A 15,782-nucleotide genomic window follows, 5' to 3' on the forward strand; every position below is an offset into this window, starting at 1 on the left:
AGACACGGCGGATGCAGACATGGCGTCTCGCGTCAGGAGTTTGAGGGCCGGCGGGCGGCGGGCGCGAGAAGGTCCGCCGGGGCGCTGATGGGCGTGAAGGAGGGTGCGGGAAGTCCCGCGCCGAGGATGCGCGCAGGGCCGGCGCCTTCGCGCGGCGCCAATTGGCGGGGCGCGAATGCGCCGACGCTGGCGGCGGGCGTGACCAGATCTTCCGGCGCGCAGATGCCGACCACCATTGCCGGGGAGCCGCCGAACACGGTGCCGCGGCGGGCGAACTTGTCATAGGTTAGCGGCAGCACATTGTTGATGCCCGCCATGCCCAGCCCGCCCTTCGCGTCGATGGCCATCATTTCGCTCATGCACATCTTGCCGGGCTCGACGCACATGTTGAGGATCGCGTTGTAGAGGGCCGGATCCACCTGAGCGAAGCGGGTCACGGGCACGTTCTGGCTCGGCTTCTCAAGCTCCAGATAGGCCGCGCGCGTCAGATCGCCGCCGCCGGCCTTGGCGCTGGCCAGCCACGCATCGAAATCGGCGGGAGATTGGCCAAGGAAGCGGAAATGCATGCCGGAGAAGCCGGCACCGCTGTAATTGGCGGAAAAGCCGCGATAGGACCCGGCCTCGTTGATCACCGCGTGCAGCTTGGTCTGCATGCCCGGCATGGCGTAGATCTGCCCGGCCAGGGCGGGAATATAGAATGAATTCATCACCGAGGACGCGGTGATGCGGAAGGAGATCGGGCGATCCACCGGCGCCGCCAGCTCGTTCACCGTCGCGATGCCATATTGCGGATAAATGAACAGCCACTTCCAGTCGAGCGCCACCACTTCCACCTCAAGCGGCTGCGCGTTCGCGGGAACCGGCTGGTTCTCCGAGATGCGCTCTATGGGCCGGTAGGGATCGAGCAGGTGGGTGCCCATCCACGTCAGCGCGCCGAGGCAGATGATGATGAGCAGCGGCGCCGCCCAGATCACCAGCTCCAGATGCGTGGAATGATGCCATTCCGGCTCATACCGCGCCTCGGTATTGGACTGGCGGTAGCGCCAGGCGAACAGGACGGTGAGGGCCATCACCGGAATGATGATGATCAGCATCAGCACGGTCGAGATGATGACCAGGTCGCGCTGCTGCCAGGCCACATCGCCCGCCGGATGCAGCACGGTAAAGTTACACCCGCTCAGGAAGGCCATGAGCGGCAGCAAGGCGAGGACGCGGAAGCGACTCAATACAGCACCTGTCACGCACGTGGTGGGCTCGGCGCATCGCTAGCTGCACCGCAACACGAGGGACATTGGACAATTTGCCCAATGCCGCAACGCACACTCGCGAGGGAATAAGGAGCCTGCGGCAGGCGGCTTCCCAGCGGGGCGGGACTGGCGTATGAAAAGCAACTCCATATTGGTGCGAAGATCATGGCGAATGCGTCATCGACGATGGAACGGGACGCGAGGCAGATCAATGCCGGCCATGGCGACGTGGACCCCGGCGAGATCGCCATCGGGGTCATCATTGGCCGGACCTCAGAGTTCTTTGATTTCTTTGTTTACGCAACGGCGGCCGTGCTGGTCTTTCCGAAGCTGGTGTTTCCCTATGTGGATGCCCTGACGGGAACGCTCTATTCCTTCGCCATTTTCGCCCTCGCATTCATCGCGCGGCCCTTCGGCACTGCACTCTTCATGGCCATCGACCGGGCCCACGGGCGCGGCGCGAAGCTGACCTTGGCCCTGCTTCTGCTCGGCACCTCCACCGTCGCCATCGCCTTTCTGCCGGGCTATGAGCATATCGGCTCGGCCTCCGCTTTCGTGCTCGCGGCGTGCCGCATCGGCCAGGGCCTGTCCTGGGGCGGCACCTGGGACGGGCTGGCGCCGCTGCTGGCGATGAACGCCCCGGCGGAGCGCCGCGGCTGGTATGCGATGATCCCGCAATTGGGCGCGCCGCTGGGCCTGATCGTCGCGAACGGGCTGTTCGCCTTCTTCGTCGCCAATCTCTCCCCGGAGGATTTTTTCACCTGGGGCTGGCGCTATCCGTTCTTCGTCGCCTTCGCGATCAATGTGGTGGCGCTGTTCGCCCGCCTGCGCATGGCGGTGACGCCGGAATATACCGAGCTGTTCAAGCGCGGCGAGCTTCGTCCGGCGACGGTGACGGAGACGGTGCGGGCGGAAAAGCGGGGCATCATCGTGGGCGCCTTCGCCCCGCTCGCCACGTTCGCACTGTTCCACATGGTCACGGTGTTCCCGCTCTCCTGGGTGTATCTGTTCACGAGCGAGGGGCCGGCGCGCTTCCTGGTGATCGAGATCGTCGGCGCGGTGTTCGGCATCGGCGCGATCGTCGCGTCCGGCTTCGTGGCGGATCGCGTGGGGCGCCGCAACCTGCTCGGCGCCACCGCCGCCGCCATCGCGGTGTTCAGCGGCTTCGCGCCGCAATTGCTGAATGGCGGCGTGGTCGGAGAAACCGCCTTCATGGTGCTCGGCTTCGTGCTGCTCGGCCTGTCGTTCGGCCAGGCGTCGGGCGCGGTGGCGTCCAATTTCGCGCGCAATTATCGCTATACGGCCTCCGCCTTGACCAATGATTTGGCCTGGCTGTTCGGCGCCGGCTTCGCGCCGCTGGTGGCGTTGTCGCTGTCCAGCAATTTCGGCCTGATCTCGGCCGGCGCCTATCTGCTGTCCGGCGCCATCTGCACGCTTTTGGCGCTGCACTGGAACAAGAAGCTGGAACTCGGCGGCGGCTGAGCCCGCCCCCCGCCGGCGCTTATTCTGCCCCTTTCCGGCGGATGCGGCTCAGGCCCTGAGCGCGTCCGCCGCGCCTTTCAGGGTCGCCGCCACGGCGTCGCGGAATGGCGGAAACACCGCCGCGACGCTGTCGTCGGGCCCGGTCCAGTTGACCGTGAAGCAGAAGGTGACGCGCGCGGCGTTGACCACCATCTGGCCCGGCAGGCAGAAACAGTGGAAATCGCCCCAGTCGATGCTGCCGCCCTTGGCATAGGCGGCGATGCCCGGCGGCACCACCTGGGCGATGGCGTCGGCCATGGCCTGGATGCGCATGAATTCGGTGAGGGTTGCCGGCTTTGAGAAGAAGGCGCCGGTGAGCGCCGCCTGATACCATTTCACCAGTTCGTCGGCGCTGCTGACCATGGTCTCCTGATCATTGACAGGCGGGCGCTGTGGGCCGGGCATCCAGCCGGTCTCCAGCTTCTTCACGCCCTCCCAGCCGATATCCGTGCCGAGCGGCGCGCCGGCGATGTAGGAGAACAGGCGGCGGGTCGAATCGGGAATGCGGGTGTTTTTAAGCCCGGCTTCGGCGATCAGGGCGCGCACCTTGTCGGGTCCCACTTTCGCCAGCGCGATGTCGGTGGCGGTATTATCGCTGTGGGCGATCATGGCTTCGAGAATGCTGCGGGCCTGGGTGGTTCCGGTCAGGTTCAAAAGCACCGGGCTGCTGGCGGAGCGCACCTTATCGTCCACCGCCCATTGGTCGGTCTCGGACAACAGGCCGGCTTCAGCCGCGCGCAGGGCCTGGGCGAGAATGAAGGTCTTCACCGCGCTGCCGATGAACAGCGGGACCTGCGGGTCGCGTTCGTCGCGCCAGCTCTGGCCCGGTCCCTCGCACACGATGAGGGCGCTCTTCGTGGCCGGGATCTTCTCGAGCTGCCGCAATCCGGCGCGCACGCCCTCGGGCACGGCACCCTTGGGTGTTGCGGGGGTGGCAGAGGCGGACGAGGAGAGCGCCGGCGTGGCGAGGGCCATCGGCGCGACCGCCGCGCCGGAAAGAAACAGCCGACGATTCAAGCTCATGACGCAACCCTCCGCGAACCTGGGGACGATACATGAGCCGGACGACCTTCCCAAGACGCCGATCCGAAGACGCCGATCCCGTTTGGCGGCTCCAAGGTCCGTACCGTCAGGCGGCGGCGGGGCCGAGGTCCACGGCCTCGAAATAGGGCAGCAGGCCGGTGGCGGGATGGCAGTTCACATATTCCATGTGCGCGCCCTCCAGCAGGGCGAACACCTCGTGCCAGGTGACGACCTCCCGCTTCTCCTTGTGGAGGCGGTTCATCGCGATGGCGTGGCGATAGATGTCGAGATGGGTCTCGTGGGATTTCGCCCAGCGCTCCAGATGCTCCAGCGAGATGAAATAGCCGTGCACGGAGGTTTCCTTGCGCGCCATCCCTTCCGGATCGAGATTGGTCATCACCCGCAGCGACAGGGTGCCGGTCTCGACCGGATTGGCCACGAGATGGCCCATGCCGCGCATCAGCTTGGGCTGGAGATTGTCGTGATAATCGGCGGTCTGTTCGTTGCCCGCGCCTTCCCAATATTGGCCGGAGCGGATGGCGATCATATTGTGGGATGAGGTCACCCGCAGGCGGCGGCCGAGGCTCGCCGGCGTGCGGCGCGCCGGCATGCCCTCCCCAAAGGGGCTGTCCAGCGGATCGATGGCGGACACCGGCATGCGGTCGCGCGCGGCGCCGAAATAGCCGTTCATGGTGATGGGCTGGATCGTGGCGCCCGGCGTGCGGGCAAGGCCGATGGGATAGTTCGGGGCCGAATAGATGGTCTCGTGCCGGTCATAGGGCACGCGGATGGTCTCGCGCCACAGGCCGCGCGGCCCGGCGCGCCGGGCGGGATCGCGGAACCAGGCCATGAAGGGCGAATTCGCGCTCCAGCGCGCATGGGCCGTCGCGTCCAGCCAATAGGCGACCAGGATGGCATTGACCGCGCCGGTCTCGTCGGTGGTGCGCATGATTTCGTGCGCGCATGGGCCGTCCACGTCGAAGGTGGCGGTGAGGCGGGCGAAGAAGTCCGCCTGCTCCGCCCAACTGAGCTCTTCACCCTGGAGCGCGAAATAATCGCTCACCATCAGCCCGACGGGTTCGCTCCAGCGCAGGGAATAGCGCGGCGCCGCCGGCTCGTGGCCGGGCGGGCGGCGTTCCGGGACGATGCGCGGATAGGTGATGTGGAAAACCATGGCGGGCTCGCGGGACGGGGCAAGTACGGGCAAAGGCTGCGACCGCGGCGCCTCGACGCGTCGCGGTCGCAAGGTATCAGTCGAGAGGAGGGTATCAGTTAAGCGTTTTGCCGTTCCAGCGCGCGGCCGCCTTGGCGGTCTCGAAGGGATAGACCGTCACGAGATCGGCGCCCCGCCATTCCACGAAGATGGGATAGGCGGTCGAGGAAAGGCCGGTGGCATCGAAGGCGGTGCAGCCGCCGGGAATGCCCTTGGCGAAGCCCTCGCCGCACAGCTTCAAGGCAGCGATGGCATCGCGGATCTTGTCGGGATCGCGTGACCTGGCGGTGTCGATGGCTTTGGCCATGTGTTCGAGCGCGGCGCCATACATGATGACTTCGTGGGTCATGAAGGTCCCGTACTTTTCCTTGTATTTGGCGGCGAGCGCCGGGGCGAGATCGTAATTCGCCGGGGCGATGGAGAACACGCCGTCGGCATATTCGCCGAGGCCCTTGGCGAAGTCGGGGATGATGTATCCGGCGGCGCCGCCGACGATGGGCATCTCGATTTTCTGCTGGCGCATGGCGCGGATGATCTGGAGCGCATCGTTGAAATAGGAGACGGGGAAGACGATGTCCGCCCCTGATGCGCGCAGCTTGTTGATCAGCGGGGAGACATCCGTGATGCCGAGGGGATAGGCCTCGTCCACCACGAGCGGGATGCCGGCCTTGTTCGCGGCCTCGCGCAGGCCCTTGGCCTGGGCGGTGCCATAGGCGGTGTCCTCATAGAAAATGGCGACCTTGGTCACCGGCGCGCCCGCCTTCTTCGCCAGCGCGGCGGCATAATCGAATTGCGCCTGTCCGTAGGTGGTCGCCTTGGCCGAGACCTGGAAGATGTATTTGTAGCCGCGCGACGTGATCTGGTCGGCGAAGGAATGGGTAATCATGGGGATGCCGGCGCGCTCCGTGACCTCCGAGGCGGCGAGCGTCACCGATGAGACGAAGGCGCCGAGCATGCCCACTACCTTGTCCTGGCTGAGCAGGCGCTGGGTGGCCGCGGCCGCAGACGCCGGGCTCGGCACGTCGGCATAGACCAGTTCGATCTTCGCGCCGCCCAGCCCCTTGAGGCCGCCGGCGGCATTGATGGCGTCGGCCGCCATTTCGATGCCGTTGCGGCTGTTGACCCCGAACTGGGCGTTCGGACCGCTGAGCGGCAGGACGACGCCGATCTTCACGCTTTCCTGTGCGGCGGCGGGGGTGAGCAAGGCCAGGGAGACGCCGGCGGCGAACGCTGCCGCCCGGCTCCCGCTCCAGATGTCGCGCATGTGCATGGTTCCCGTCTTTTTTGAAGGCGGGCATAGAATGAAAACGAAGTCTGGTAGTTGTCAATTTTTTCCGACAAAAAATGCGGTGAAATGCCAGATAGGCACTCGTAATAGGCAACTGCACTGAATCTTCAGCGAAAAATTTAAGTCGAAAAAATACGACATGATCTGCCATGACGCCGCGGATGGGCGCTTTGGCGAGAATTTGGCGATATATCGCGCCCATCGATATTGGTCGAAAAACTTCGACACGTAATATCGGGTCTAAAAATGGGCCGTATGATAATTTTATAGGCATATTAAAACATTAAAAATCAATAACTTATTATCGTTTGATAGATTCTTGAGCAGGTGTGCCGCATTTTCGACGGGTTATCTAGATTGACGAAAAATCCCGACATGACATACGGTCACCGATATCGGGACCGTCTCGGCCCCTCCTGGGAGGTGAACATCATGTTCCAAGCGATCGTTGGTCGGCGCATCGTCCTTGCCGGCGTCATGGGGCTGGCAGTGTGTGGCGCAGCCGCGGTGCAGCGGGCGGCAGCTGCGGAAGACGTGGTGATCGGCGTCATCCAGCCGCTCAGCGGTCCCAATGCGCAATTCGGCATCGGCTCGCAGCGGGGCACCGAGCTGGCCGCCGAAATGATCAATGCGGCGGGTGGCATCAAGGCGCTGGGCGGGGCGAAGATCAGCCTCGTTACGGCCGATGTGCCGACCCCCGCGACGGCGGCCGCCGCAACGCAGCGCCTGATTTCCCAGAACAATGTCAGCGCGGTGATCGGGGCTTTCGTCTCCTCCACCACGCTTGCGGCGTCCGAGGTAACCGAGCGCGCCGGCATCCCGCTCGTGACCTTCGCCTTCGCCGACCAGATCACCGGACGCGGTTATAAATACGTCTTCCAGGTGTCGCCCAAGGGCACGGTTTTCGGTGCGGCACAGTTTGATTACGCGACCGCGATCGCCAAGGCGGCGGGCGAGAAGATCGACAAGGTCGCCATCCTCTATGAGGACACCGCCTATGGCACCGCCCAGGCCAAGGGCCTGCGTGAAGCGGCCAAGCAGGCGGGCGTTCAGGTGGTGCTGGACGAGGCCTATCCCCTCGGCATCACCGATGTATCCCCACTGGTGAACAAGCTGCGGGCATCCGGCGCGCAGATGGCCTTCCCGGTCTCCTATCTCAATGACGGCCTGCAGATCATCCGCGCGCTGCGGCAGCAGCAGATCGACATCCCGGTGGTGGGCGGCGCGGCCGGCTACATCATTCCCGACTTCAAGAAGGGCCTCGGTGAATATGCCGAAGGCGTGCTGTCGGTGGCTGCCGCCTCGGGCGACCTGATCCCGGAGCTGGCCGCCAAGTACAAGGAAAAATACGGCACCTTCATCACCCATGAGGCGCTGATCCATGCGGCGGCTTTGGATGCGGTGGTGCAGGCCATCGAGAAGGCCAAGTCCAAGGACCCCGAGAAGATCCGCGATGCGCTCGCCACCCTGGATTATTGCGCCGGCTTCGCGCGCGGTGTGCCGGGCGGCTGCGTGAAGTTCGACGCCAACGGCCTCAATGCCTCGGCCTTCCCCATCATGGTGCAATGGCGCGGCGATGAGCCGGTCACCGTCTATCCCCCGAAGGCGGCGAAGCAGAAGCCGGTGTGGGCCGGCAAGCCGGTGCCCTGAGTCGCAGTCGCACCGCTGCGCCTCCTCCCGCTGGAGGGGGCGTTCCCTTCCCCTCCAGCCTTCCCTTCAGGTGCATCATGCTGCAAGCCTTGATCGACGGCATCCTTCTGGGCGGGGTCTATGGCGTCATCGCCACGGGCCTGTCCCTCGTGTTCGGCGTGCTGGGCGTCGTCAATTTCGCCCAGGCCGAATTTTTGATGCTCGGCATGTATGTGGCGTGGTTCGCCTGGCGCTATCTGGGGCTCGACCCGCTGCTCGGCTCGGTCCTGTCCTTCATCGTGGTGTTCGGCATCGGCTATCTGGTCCAGCGCCTGCTGATCGCCCGCGTGCTGAAGGCGCCGCCGGCGGCCCAGGTGTTCCTCACGGTCGGCCTGCTGATCGTGCTGGAGAATGCCGCGCTCATGCTGTTCGGCTCGGATTTCCGCTCGGTCAGCGTGCCCTATCAGGTGCAGGGCTTCCGCCTCGGCGACATTTTCGTGGGCGCGCCCTATCTCTATGCGTTCGCCGCCGCGCTGTTTCTCTCCGCCGCCCTGTGGCTGTTCCTCGATCGCTCTTGGACCGGGCGCGCGATCCGCGCGGTGGCGCAGGATCCCATGGCGGCGACGCTGACCGGGGTGGATACCCGCCTTACCTATGGGGTGGCGTTCGGCCTCGGGGTCGCGCTCACCGCGTTCGGCGGCGCGGTGATCCTGCCCTACATCACGGTCAGCCCCACCATCGGCGGCCAGTTCGTGGTGGTCATGTTCACGGTCGTGGTGCTGGGCGGGCTCGGCAGCGTCGCGGGCGCCCTGGCCGGCGGGCTGGTGGTGGGGATCGTGCAGTCGGTCTCCACCCTGTTCTTCCCGATCCAGCTTCAGAACCTGTGCCTGTTCGTCATCTTCATCGCCGTTCTCGCCCTGCGCCCGCAGGGCCTCATCAAGGGCGCCTGAGCCATGCGCGCGAAACTCACGCCGGGGCTGGTGCTCCTCCTCCTGTTCTTCCTCGCGGCGGCCCTGCTGCCGTTCTATGTGGACCCGCGCGGCCATGTGCTGCGCATCGCCGCCATGGCCCTGCTGTTCGCGGCGCTGGCGCAATCCTGGAACATCGTCGGCGGGCTCGCGAACCAGGTCTCGCTCGGCCATGCCGCCTTTTTCGGGATTGGCGCCTATACGTCCAGCCTGCTTTATCTGCGGCTCGGCATCTCGCCCTGGCTCGGGCTGGTGGCGGGCGCGGCGCTGGCGGGATTGGCGGCGGCGCTGCTGTCGCTGCCGACCTTCCGCCTGAAGGGGCATTATTTCGCCCTCGCCACCCTCGCCTTCGCCGAGGTGATGCGGGTGATCGCCAATTCCTGGGCCTCCCTCACGGGCGGGCCGGTGGGCGTCTCCATCCCCTTCGTGGGTAGCCAGCCGCTGAACTTCGCGTTCCGGGCGGTCTCCTCTTATTACTGGATCATCCTCGGCCTGCTGGCCCTGGTGTGCCTGGTGTTCGGCCTGCTGGCGCGCGGCGCCATCGGCTATCGGCTGCGGGCGGTGCGCGAGAACGAGGCGGCGGCGGAAGTGGCGGGCGTCGATACGTTCCGCGTCAAGCTCACCGCCAGCGTGATCTCGGCGGCGCTCACCGCCGTGTGCGGCTCGGTGTTCGCCCAGTTCACCTTCTTTTTCGATCCGGATTCCATTTTCTCGCTGGCCGGGGTCTCGGTGCGCATGGCGATGATCGCCATCGTCGGCGGGCTCGGCACGCTTGCCGGGCCGATCATCGGCGCGCTGTTCCTGATCCCGCTGGAGGAGACGGCGAACGCGTTCCTCTCCTCCAAGGCGGCGGGCCTGTCCCAGCTCGTGTTCGGCGCCATCCTGATCGCCGCCATTCTCATCCAGCCGCGCGGCATCATGGCCTATTGGCCGAAGCGCTGGAGCCGCAGGGTCCCGCCTGCGGTCGCATCGCGTGCCGAGCCGGCGCTCGCCAAGGGAGGCCAGTGAGATGAACGCGCACACTCCCGTGCTGGAGGCCCAGGCCATCGCCGTGACCTTCGGCGGGCTGAAGGCGGTGGACGGCATTTCCTTCACCCTGAAGGCGGGCGAGATCGTCGGGCTGATCGGCCCCAACGGCGCCGGCAAGACCACTTTGTTCAATGCGCTGGTGGGGCTTCAGCGCCTCACCTCGGGCCAGGTGCTGCTGGGCGGCGATAAGGTCTCCGGCCTCAAGCCGCACCGGGTCGCCGGCAAGGGCATGACCAAGACGTTCCAGAACGCGGCGCTGTTTCCCGACATGAGCGTGCTGGAGAATGTGCTGACCGCCGCATTGCTGCGCCATGATCTTGCAAGCGCCCGCGACCGGGCCGGCGCGGTGCTTCACCGGCTCGGCCTCGGGGCGATCGCGCAGACCGATGTCGCCGACCTCACCTTCCCCCAGAAGGCGCTGGTGGAGATGGCGCGCGCGCTTGCCACCGAGCCCAAGGTCCTGCTGCTGGACGAGGTGATGGCGGCGCTCACCCCGAGCGAGATGGACGAGGTGATGGCGGTCATTCGCTCCCTGCGGGACGAGGGGCTGACCTTCCTGGTGGTGGAGCATCACATGCGGGCTATCATGGCATTGTGCGACCGCCTGCTGGTGGTGAATTTCGGCCGGCTGATCGCGCAAGGCACACCGGCCGAGGTTGCGAATGATCCGGTGGTGATCGAGGCCTATCTCGGCCAGGGCGCGGCGCACGGCGCCGCAACTGGCGGCACGACTGTGGCTGGAGGCGCCCATGCTTGAGATCCGGGGCCTCAGCGCCTCCTATGGCGGACCGAACGTGCTGGAGGATGTCGCGCTTCATGTCGCGCGCGGCGAGACGGTGGCGGTGCTCGGCGCCAACACCGCCGGCAAGACCACGCTTCTGCGAAGCATCTCCGGGCTGGTCGCGAAGGCGCGCGGCAGCATCGTGTTCGAGGGCGAGAGCCTGCTGGGCCGGCTCGCGCACACCATTCCCGCGCTCGGCATCGGCCATGTGCCGGAAGGGCGGCATGTGTTCCCGCGCATGTCCACGTCCGACAATCTCATGATGGGCGCCTATGGCGACCGGCGCAGCGGCGAGCTTGCCGCGCGCATGGACCGGGTGTTCGCCTTGTTCCCGCGCCTCGCCGAGCGGCGCACGCAGATGGCCGGCTCCATGTCCGGCGGTGAGCAGCAGATGGTTTCCATCGGCCGCGCGCTGATGGGCAATCCCAAGCTGATGCTGCTGGACGAGCCGAGCCACGGCCTCGCGCCCATCGTGGTGGAGGAACTGCACGCCGCCATCGCCGCCATCAACAGGCAGGGCGTCTCGGTGCTGCTGGTGGAGCAGAACGCGGTGCTCGCCTTGTCCGTCGCCCATCGCGGCTATGTGCTGGAAGCCGGCCATGTGGTGCTGAGCGGCAGCGCGCAGGATCTTCAGGCGGACCCCGGCGTGCGGCGCGCCTATCTCGGCGTCTAGAGCCGGATCTGCCCATATGGGAACGCCTTGGGCGATTCCATATGGGCAGTGAATCCGTCTCTATTCAATAAGTTAGAGGGCGATTCACCGCCATATGGGCGGATCGCCCTCTAGCAGCCAGTCCGCCGCCCAATCTTTCAAACGGAGCGTGTCATGATTGTAAAAGCCGGCGTCGCCCAGGTGGGCGCGGTGCCCTTCGATGTCGAAGCCTCGATCGCCAAGGCCGAGGACTGGATCGCCAAGGCGGGCGCGGCGGGATGCCAGATCGTGGTGTTCCCCGAGGCCTTCATCTCGGTCTATCCCAAGGGCTCGGACTTCGACATTTCCATCGGCGTGCGCACGGTGCGCGGGCGCGATGAATTCCGCCGCTATCTCGATGCCGCGATCACCGTGCCGGGGCCTGAGACGGCGCGGCTCGGCAAGGCGGCGGCGGCGGCCAATTGCTTCGTGGTGATCGGCGTGATGGAACGCGAGCTCGGCACCATGTATTGCACCGTGCTCTATTTCGGCCCGGACGGCGCGCTGATGGGCAAGCATAGGAAGCTGATGCCCACCGCCGGCGAGCGGCTCGCCTGGGGCTTCGGCGATGGGTCCACCTTGCCCGTGTTCGATACCCCCATCGGCAAGATCGGCGCCGTCATCTGCTGGGAAAACTACATGCCCATGCTGCGCATGACCATGTATGCCAAGGGCGTCTCGCTCTATTGCGCGCCCACCGCCGACGACCGCGAGACCTGGCTTCCCACCATCCGCCATATCGCGCTGGAGGGCCGCTGTTTCGTGCTCTCCACCTGCCAGGTGGTGAAGCGGGGCGATTTCCCGGCGGATTATCGCTGCACCATCGACGCAGAACCCGAGGCCTATGTGATGCATGGCGGGGCGGCGATCATCGGTCCGCTGGGCAATGTGCTGGCCGGCCCGGTGTTCGACGAGGAATGCCTGTTGACGGCGGACCTGGACACGGACGAACTCGGCCGCGCCAAGTTCGATTTCGACGTCGCTGGCAATTATGCCCGGCCCGACGTGTTCACCCTCACCGTGAACGAGGCGCCGCAGCAGGCCGTGGCCCTGAAGGGCTGAGCTTCGGGTTCGTTTCCATCGCGCAATCCGCGATATTTTGCCGGCGCCGGCCGCGCCGGCCGCGCCGGCCGCGGCGGATTGCGGTACGGTGCCGGCAAGCACCTGAGTCGCATAGGGCACCATGGATATCGAGGAAAAGCTCGCCAAGATCGGCATCACCGGCAAGCTGTTCAAGCTGTATATGGCGGCGGTGGAACTGGGCGAGGCGCCGGTCCAGGAGGTGGCGACCCGCGCGGGGCTGGCGCGCACCACCGCCTATGACGTGCTCGCCCGCCTGGAACAGGAAGAACTGATCCGCGTGGAGGAGCGGCAGGGCCGCCGCTTCATCGTCGCGGAGGATCCGGTCGGCATGTTGCAGCGCCTCGAGCTGCGCCGGCAGGTGCTGGGCGATCTGATGCCGCAGATCCGCTCGCTCTACAATCGGGCCAAGGGCAAGCCGCAGATCCGCTTCTACGAAGGGGAAGAGGGCGTGCGCACCGTGCTGTGGGAGACTCTCTCCTGCCAGAGCAAGGTGCTGCGCGGCATCCTCTCCATGGACGAGCTGATCGAGACGCCCGGCCTTGAGGAAATGGATAGCTACATCGCCGAGCGGCTGAATAAGGGCATCAAGCTCCAGGTCCTGCGCTCGCGCCACAAGGACACCGAGCGCATCTGGCCGTCCACGCCGCAGGAGCTGCGCGAACTGCGCTATGCGCCCGAGAACATCACCTTGTCGGTGACGCAATATGTCTATGACGACAAGGTCGCCATCATCTCGTCCAAGCGCGAGAATTACGGCCTGGTGATCGAGAGCGAGGATTTCGCGCGGCTCCAGACGGCGCTGTTCGAAACCCTCTGGTCGCTGAGCGCGCCGGCCGACGAGCCGCCGCCGCGCCCCGCCGCCCGGCGCCGCAAGGGCACCTGAGCGATCCCGGCGTGAGCGATCCCGAAACGCTCACGCGGGCGGGGTGCCCGCGTGCGCGGCCTTCAGCGCGGCGATATCGAGCTTCACCATGCCGAGCACGGCGGCCATGACGCGCTGGGCTTTCGCGGGATCGGGATCGCCCAGCAGCTGCGGCAGCACGCTCGGCACGATCTGCCAGGGAACGCCGTAGCGATCCCTGAGCCAGCCGCATTGCTCGATCCGCCCACCGGCACCGAGCGCGTCCCACAGGCGGTCGACTTCCCCCTGGTCCGCGCAATCGATCTTGAACGAGACCGCATGGCTGTATTCCATGCGCATGCCGCCGTTCAGGGCCATGAAGCGCTGGCCCGCAAGGGTGAAGTCCACCACCAGCACGGTGCCGGACTTGCCGCTTGGCGAATCGCCGACGTTGCGCTGGACATGCTCGATGCGCGAATCGGGCAGCAGGGAGACGTAGAAATTCGCGGCTTCCTCGGCCTCGCGCTCAAACCAGAGGCAGGGGGAAATCTTGGACATGGCTCATCCTTTCGCTCACATGCGGGCGAGGCCCGCGCGTTCAGCCCTGCGCGAGCTGGTCGGCGGCCATGGCGGCGGTAGCGGCTTGCATGTCCATCCACATGATTTCCCAGATATGGCCGTCCGGGTCCTCGAAGCTGCGGCCATACATGAAGCCGTAATCCTGGGTCGGGGTGGGATCGGCGGTGCCGCCGGCGGCCTGCGCCTTGCCGACGATGGCGTCCACCTCGTCGCGGCTGTCGGCGGAGATGCAGATCAGCACCTCGCAGCTGGTCTTCGCATCGACGATGGGCTTGGTGCAGAACATGCGGAATTTGTCATGGGTCAGCAGCATGACGTGGATGGTTTCGGAGAACACCATGCAGGTCGCGGTGTCGTCGGAGAATTGCGGGTTCTTCTGCGCGCCTACCGCCTCGTAGAAGGCGTTCGCGCGCGGCAGGTCGGAAACCGGCAGGTTCACGAAAATCATTTTCGGCATGGCGTTCTCCCTTCATCGTCGCCCAAGGACGATGCGGGAAAACGCCGGCCGACAACAGGGGCGAAAAAATTTCGCCGGCCCGGCGGCGCGTGCCGCGCTTCCCTCGCGCTGGGGAAACGTGGGCGCGGCGCGCGCAAGGCGCTGTACGGCGAGCCGGGAGTGTGACCACCTCATGCCACAGCGAACAGATCGCCCCAGGCGCGGGGCACAAGGAGAAGCCATGGCGCGCGAGACGGTTTACATCGTCCAGGGATTCAAGGCCGGCAAGGGCAAGCGCCTGATCGCCGAGGCCCCCATTTCCTGCAAGTCCGCCGGCGCCGCCGAACGTCTGGCCGAGCGGCTGGCGGAGACGCGTGCCGGCGTGGTCGCATTCTCTTCCTCGGGCGATGCCGAGATGGGCGATTATGACGACGAGCCGACGATCCTGTTCAAGACCGGCCAGCTGCCGCCGCAATTCGCCGGCCAGGACGGCTGAGCAACCATGGCTGACGCAGGCGGCTGACGCAGACGGCTGAGCCCGCCGGGCGCGCGGCAGGCGCCCGGCATCGCGGATGCGCGGCGTCAGCCCTTGTCGGCAGCAAGCTGCGCGAGATAGCGATAGATCTCGGTATGGTCCGCGCCGCGCTCCAGCGCCGCCTTCGCCGCGTCCCACAGGTCGGCGGTGGACTGGATGACTGGAACGGGAAGATCAAGCTGGTCCGCCAGCTCCGCGGCCGTGCGCAGGTCCTTCGCCATCAAGGCGAGCGAGAAGCCCGAGCCGAAGGTTTCGGAGAGGATGAAGGGCTTCATCTTCACTTCGGTCGAGTTGTTCTTGCCGGTGGAGGCATTGAGCACGTCCACCGCCACGTTCGGGTCCAGCCCGAAGCGCTTGGCGACGATCACGGCTTCGGCGGCGGCGACGAGGCCAGCCGCGGAGACGTAATTGTTCAGCGCCTTCATGGCGTGGCCGGACCCCAGCGGGCCGGTGGCGAAGATCGACTGGCCCATGGCCGCGAGCACCGGGCGGGCCCGTTCCACATCCTCCAGCGGTCCGCCCGCCATGATGGCGAGCGTGCCGTTCACGGCCCGGCGCACGCCGCCGGAGACGGGGGCATCGATGAAGCGCAGGCCCTTGGCGGCCAGCTCTTGGCCCAGCTTCGCCGTGCCGAGGGGCGCGGAGGAACTCATGTCGATGATGAGCGTGCCGGGTGCGAGATGGTCCGCCAGGGCGTTCGCGCCCACCAGCAGCTCGCGCACGATCCGGCCGTCGGGCAGCATGGTGATCACCATGTCCGCGCCTTGAACCGCCGCGCGCGCGTCGGCGAAGGCCGCTCCGCCGATGGCGGCGAAGGCGTCGCGCGCGGCGGGCGAGAGGTCGGCGCCGCGCGTCTCGAACCCGGCCTTGACGAGGCACGCCGCCATGGGCAGCCCCATCATGCCGAGGCCGATGACC

The 15,782-nt window shown here is 66.3% G+C and carries 16 protein-coding genes; 9 read left to right on the forward strand and 7 right to left on the reverse strand.

The window, feature by feature from the left end; genetic code table 11:
• Positions 1-32: 32 nt before the first annotated feature.
• Positions 33-1,226 (reverse strand): ubiquinol oxidase subunit II, encoded by a 1,194-nt coding sequence (gene cyoA / locus V5G24_RS00930; RefSeq protein ID WP_394078663.1) that lies wholly within the window; start codon positions 1,224-1,226, stop codon positions 33-35.
• A 186-nt stretch (positions 1,227-1,412) separates the two neighbouring features.
• Here cyoA and V5G24_RS00935 point away from each other — a divergent pair, with 186 nt between their 5' ends.
• On the forward strand, positions 1,413-2,729 hold the full coding sequence (locus tag V5G24_RS00935; protein WP_394078665.1) for an MFS transporter: 1,317 nt from the start codon (positions 1,413-1,415) through the stop codon (positions 2,727-2,729).
• 48 nt (positions 2,730-2,777) lie between these two features.
• On the opposite strand, the gene V5G24_RS00940 is transcribed toward V5G24_RS00935, so the two are convergent.
• The 3 genes from V5G24_RS00940 to V5G24_RS00950 all read right to left on the reverse strand — a co-directional run bounded on the left by V5G24_RS00940 (position 2,778) and on the right by V5G24_RS00950 (position 6,268).
• Entirely contained in the window at positions 2,778-3,791 is a 1,014-nt protein-coding gene (locus V5G24_RS00940) for a serine hydrolase (RefSeq protein ID WP_394078667.1), read from the reverse strand.
• 106 nt (positions 3,792-3,897) lie between these two features.
• A complete protein-coding gene (locus V5G24_RS00945; RefSeq protein WP_394078669.1) occupies positions 3,898-4,965 on the reverse strand; it encodes a phenylacetaldoxime dehydratase family protein in 1,068 nt (355 codons plus the stop codon).
• 94 nt (positions 4,966-5,059) lie between these two features.
• On the reverse strand, positions 5,060-6,268 hold the full coding sequence (locus tag V5G24_RS00950; RefSeq protein WP_394078671.1) for an ABC transporter substrate-binding protein: 1,209 nt from the start codon (positions 6,266-6,268) through the stop codon (positions 5,060-5,062).
• A 456-nt stretch (positions 6,269-6,724) separates the two neighbouring features.
• On the opposite strand from V5G24_RS00950, the gene V5G24_RS00955 reads away from it, so the two are divergent.
• The 7 genes from V5G24_RS00955 (at position 6,725) to V5G24_RS00985 (ending at position 13,356) form a co-directional block, all read left to right on the forward strand.
• Positions 6,725-7,942 (forward strand): ABC transporter substrate-binding protein, encoded by a 1,218-nt coding sequence (locus V5G24_RS00955; RefSeq protein ID WP_394078673.1) that lies wholly within the window; start codon positions 6,725-6,727, stop codon positions 7,940-7,942.
• Positions 7,943-8,019: 77 nt separating this feature from the next.
• Positions 8,020-8,871 (forward strand): branched-chain amino acid ABC transporter permease, encoded by an 852-nt coding sequence (locus V5G24_RS00960; RefSeq protein ID WP_394078675.1) that lies wholly within the window; start codon positions 8,020-8,022, stop codon positions 8,869-8,871.
• 3 nt (positions 8,872-8,874) lie between these two features.
• Complete coding sequence (locus tag V5G24_RS00965; RefSeq protein WP_394078677.1) at positions 8,875-9,897, forward strand: branched-chain amino acid ABC transporter permease; 1,023 nt, start codon at positions 8,875-8,877, stop codon at positions 9,895-9,897.
• A gap of 1 nt (position 9,898) precedes the next feature.
• Positions 9,899-10,675 (forward strand): ABC transporter ATP-binding protein, encoded by a 777-nt coding sequence (locus V5G24_RS00970; protein WP_394078679.1) that lies wholly within the window; start codon positions 9,899-9,901, stop codon positions 10,673-10,675.
• Entirely contained in the window at positions 10,668-11,372 is a 705-nt protein-coding gene (locus V5G24_RS00975) for an ABC transporter ATP-binding protein (RefSeq protein ID WP_394078681.1), read from the forward strand. Before V5G24_RS00970 ends, V5G24_RS00975 begins: the two co-directional genes overlap by 8 nt.
• A gap of 153 nt (positions 11,373-11,525) precedes the next feature.
• The gene (locus tag V5G24_RS00980; protein WP_394078683.1) at positions 11,526-12,452 is read left to right on the forward strand and encodes a nitrilase-related carbon-nitrogen hydrolase; all 927 of its coding nucleotides are present in this window, start codon (positions 11,526-11,528) and stop codon (positions 12,450-12,452) included.
• 121 nt (positions 12,453-12,573) lie between these two features.
• On the forward strand, positions 12,574-13,356 hold the full coding sequence (locus V5G24_RS00985) for a TrmB family transcriptional regulator (protein WP_394078685.1): 783 nt from the start codon (positions 12,574-12,576) through the stop codon (positions 13,354-13,356).
• A gap of 30 nt (positions 13,357-13,386) precedes the next feature.
• Here the strand turns inward: V5G24_RS00985 and V5G24_RS00990 are convergent, their stop codons facing one another.
• Together V5G24_RS00990 and V5G24_RS00995 are read right to left on the reverse strand one after the other, a co-directional pair.
• Complete coding sequence (locus V5G24_RS00990) at positions 13,387-13,872, reverse strand: VOC family protein (RefSeq protein ID WP_394078687.1); 486 nt, start codon at positions 13,870-13,872, stop codon at positions 13,387-13,389.
• A gap of 40 nt (positions 13,873-13,912) precedes the next feature.
• Complete coding sequence (locus V5G24_RS00995; RefSeq protein ID WP_394078689.1) at positions 13,913-14,350, reverse strand: VOC family protein; 438 nt, start codon at positions 14,348-14,350, stop codon at positions 13,913-13,915.
• Positions 14,351-14,570: 220 nt separating this feature from the next.
• Here V5G24_RS00995 and V5G24_RS01000 point away from each other — a divergent pair, with 220 nt between their 5' ends.
• On the forward strand, positions 14,571-14,825 hold the full coding sequence (locus V5G24_RS01000) for a hypothetical protein (protein ID WP_394070078.1): 255 nt from the start codon (positions 14,571-14,573) through the stop codon (positions 14,823-14,825).
• An 86-nt stretch (positions 14,826-14,911) separates the two neighbouring features.
• Here V5G24_RS01000 and V5G24_RS01005 read toward each other — a convergent pair whose 3' ends face one another.
• Positions 14,912-15,763, reverse strand: a complete 852-nt coding sequence (locus V5G24_RS01005; protein ID WP_509292314.1) for an NAD(P)-binding domain-containing protein — start codon at positions 15,761-15,763, stop codon at positions 14,912-14,914.
• Positions 15,764-15,782 lie beyond the last annotated feature (19 nt).

Origin of the sequence: Roseixanthobacter finlandensis (assembly GCF_043195105.2) — a bacterium.
In the GTDB taxonomy this organism is placed as follows: domain Bacteria; phylum Pseudomonadota; class Alphaproteobacteria; order Rhizobiales; family Xanthobacteraceae; genus NCEH01.

Excerpts from the sequence above, each read along its gene's own strand:
- V5G24_RS00935 (WP_394078665.1), top strand. The coding sequence starts at position 1,413 with ATGGCGAATGCGTCATCGACGATGGAACGGGACGCGAGGCAGATCAAT.
- V5G24_RS00940 (WP_394078667.1), bottom strand. The coding sequence starts at position 3,791 with ATGAGCTTGAATCGTCGGCTGTTTCTTTCCGGCGCGGCGGTCGCGCCG.
- V5G24_RS00945 (WP_394078669.1), bottom strand. The coding sequence starts at position 4,965 with ATGGTTTTCCACATCACCTATCCGCGCATCGTCCCGGAACGCCGCCCG.
- V5G24_RS00950 (WP_394078671.1), bottom strand. The coding sequence starts at position 6,268 with ATGCGCGACATCTGGAGCGGGAGCCGGGCGGCAGCGTTCGCCGCCGGC.
- V5G24_RS00955 (WP_394078673.1), top strand. The coding sequence starts at position 6,725 with ATGTTCCAAGCGATCGTTGGTCGGCGCATCGTCCTTGCCGGCGTCATG.
- V5G24_RS00960 (WP_394078675.1), top strand. The coding sequence starts at position 8,020 with ATGCTGCAAGCCTTGATCGACGGCATCCTTCTGGGCGGGGTCTATGGC.
- V5G24_RS00965 (WP_394078677.1), top strand. The coding sequence starts at position 8,875 with ATGCGCGCGAAACTCACGCCGGGGCTGGTGCTCCTCCTCCTGTTCTTC.
- V5G24_RS00970 (WP_394078679.1), top strand. The coding sequence starts at position 9,899 with ATGAACGCGCACACTCCCGTGCTGGAGGCCCAGGCCATCGCCGTGACC.
- V5G24_RS00975 (WP_394078681.1), top strand. The coding sequence starts at position 10,668 with ATGCTTGAGATCCGGGGCCTCAGCGCCTCCTATGGCGGACCGAACGTG.
- V5G24_RS00980 (WP_394078683.1), top strand. The coding sequence starts at position 11,526 with ATGATTGTAAAAGCCGGCGTCGCCCAGGTGGGCGCGGTGCCCTTCGAT.
- V5G24_RS00985 (WP_394078685.1), top strand. The coding sequence starts at position 12,574 with ATGGATATCGAGGAAAAGCTCGCCAAGATCGGCATCACCGGCAAGCTG.
- V5G24_RS00990 (WP_394078687.1), bottom strand. The coding sequence starts at position 13,872 with ATGTCCAAGATTTCCCCCTGCCTCTGGTTTGAGCGCGAGGCCGAGGAA.
- V5G24_RS00995 (WP_394078689.1), bottom strand. The coding sequence starts at position 14,350 with ATGCCGAAAATGATTTTCGTGAACCTGCCGGTTTCCGACCTGCCGCGC.
- V5G24_RS01000 (WP_394070078.1), top strand. The coding sequence starts at position 14,571 with ATGGCGCGCGAGACGGTTTACATCGTCCAGGGATTCAAGGCCGGCAAG.
- V5G24_RS01005 (WP_509292314.1), bottom strand. The coding sequence starts at position 15,763 with ATGGGGCTGCCCATGGCGGCGTGCCTCGTCAAGGCCGGGTTCGAGACG.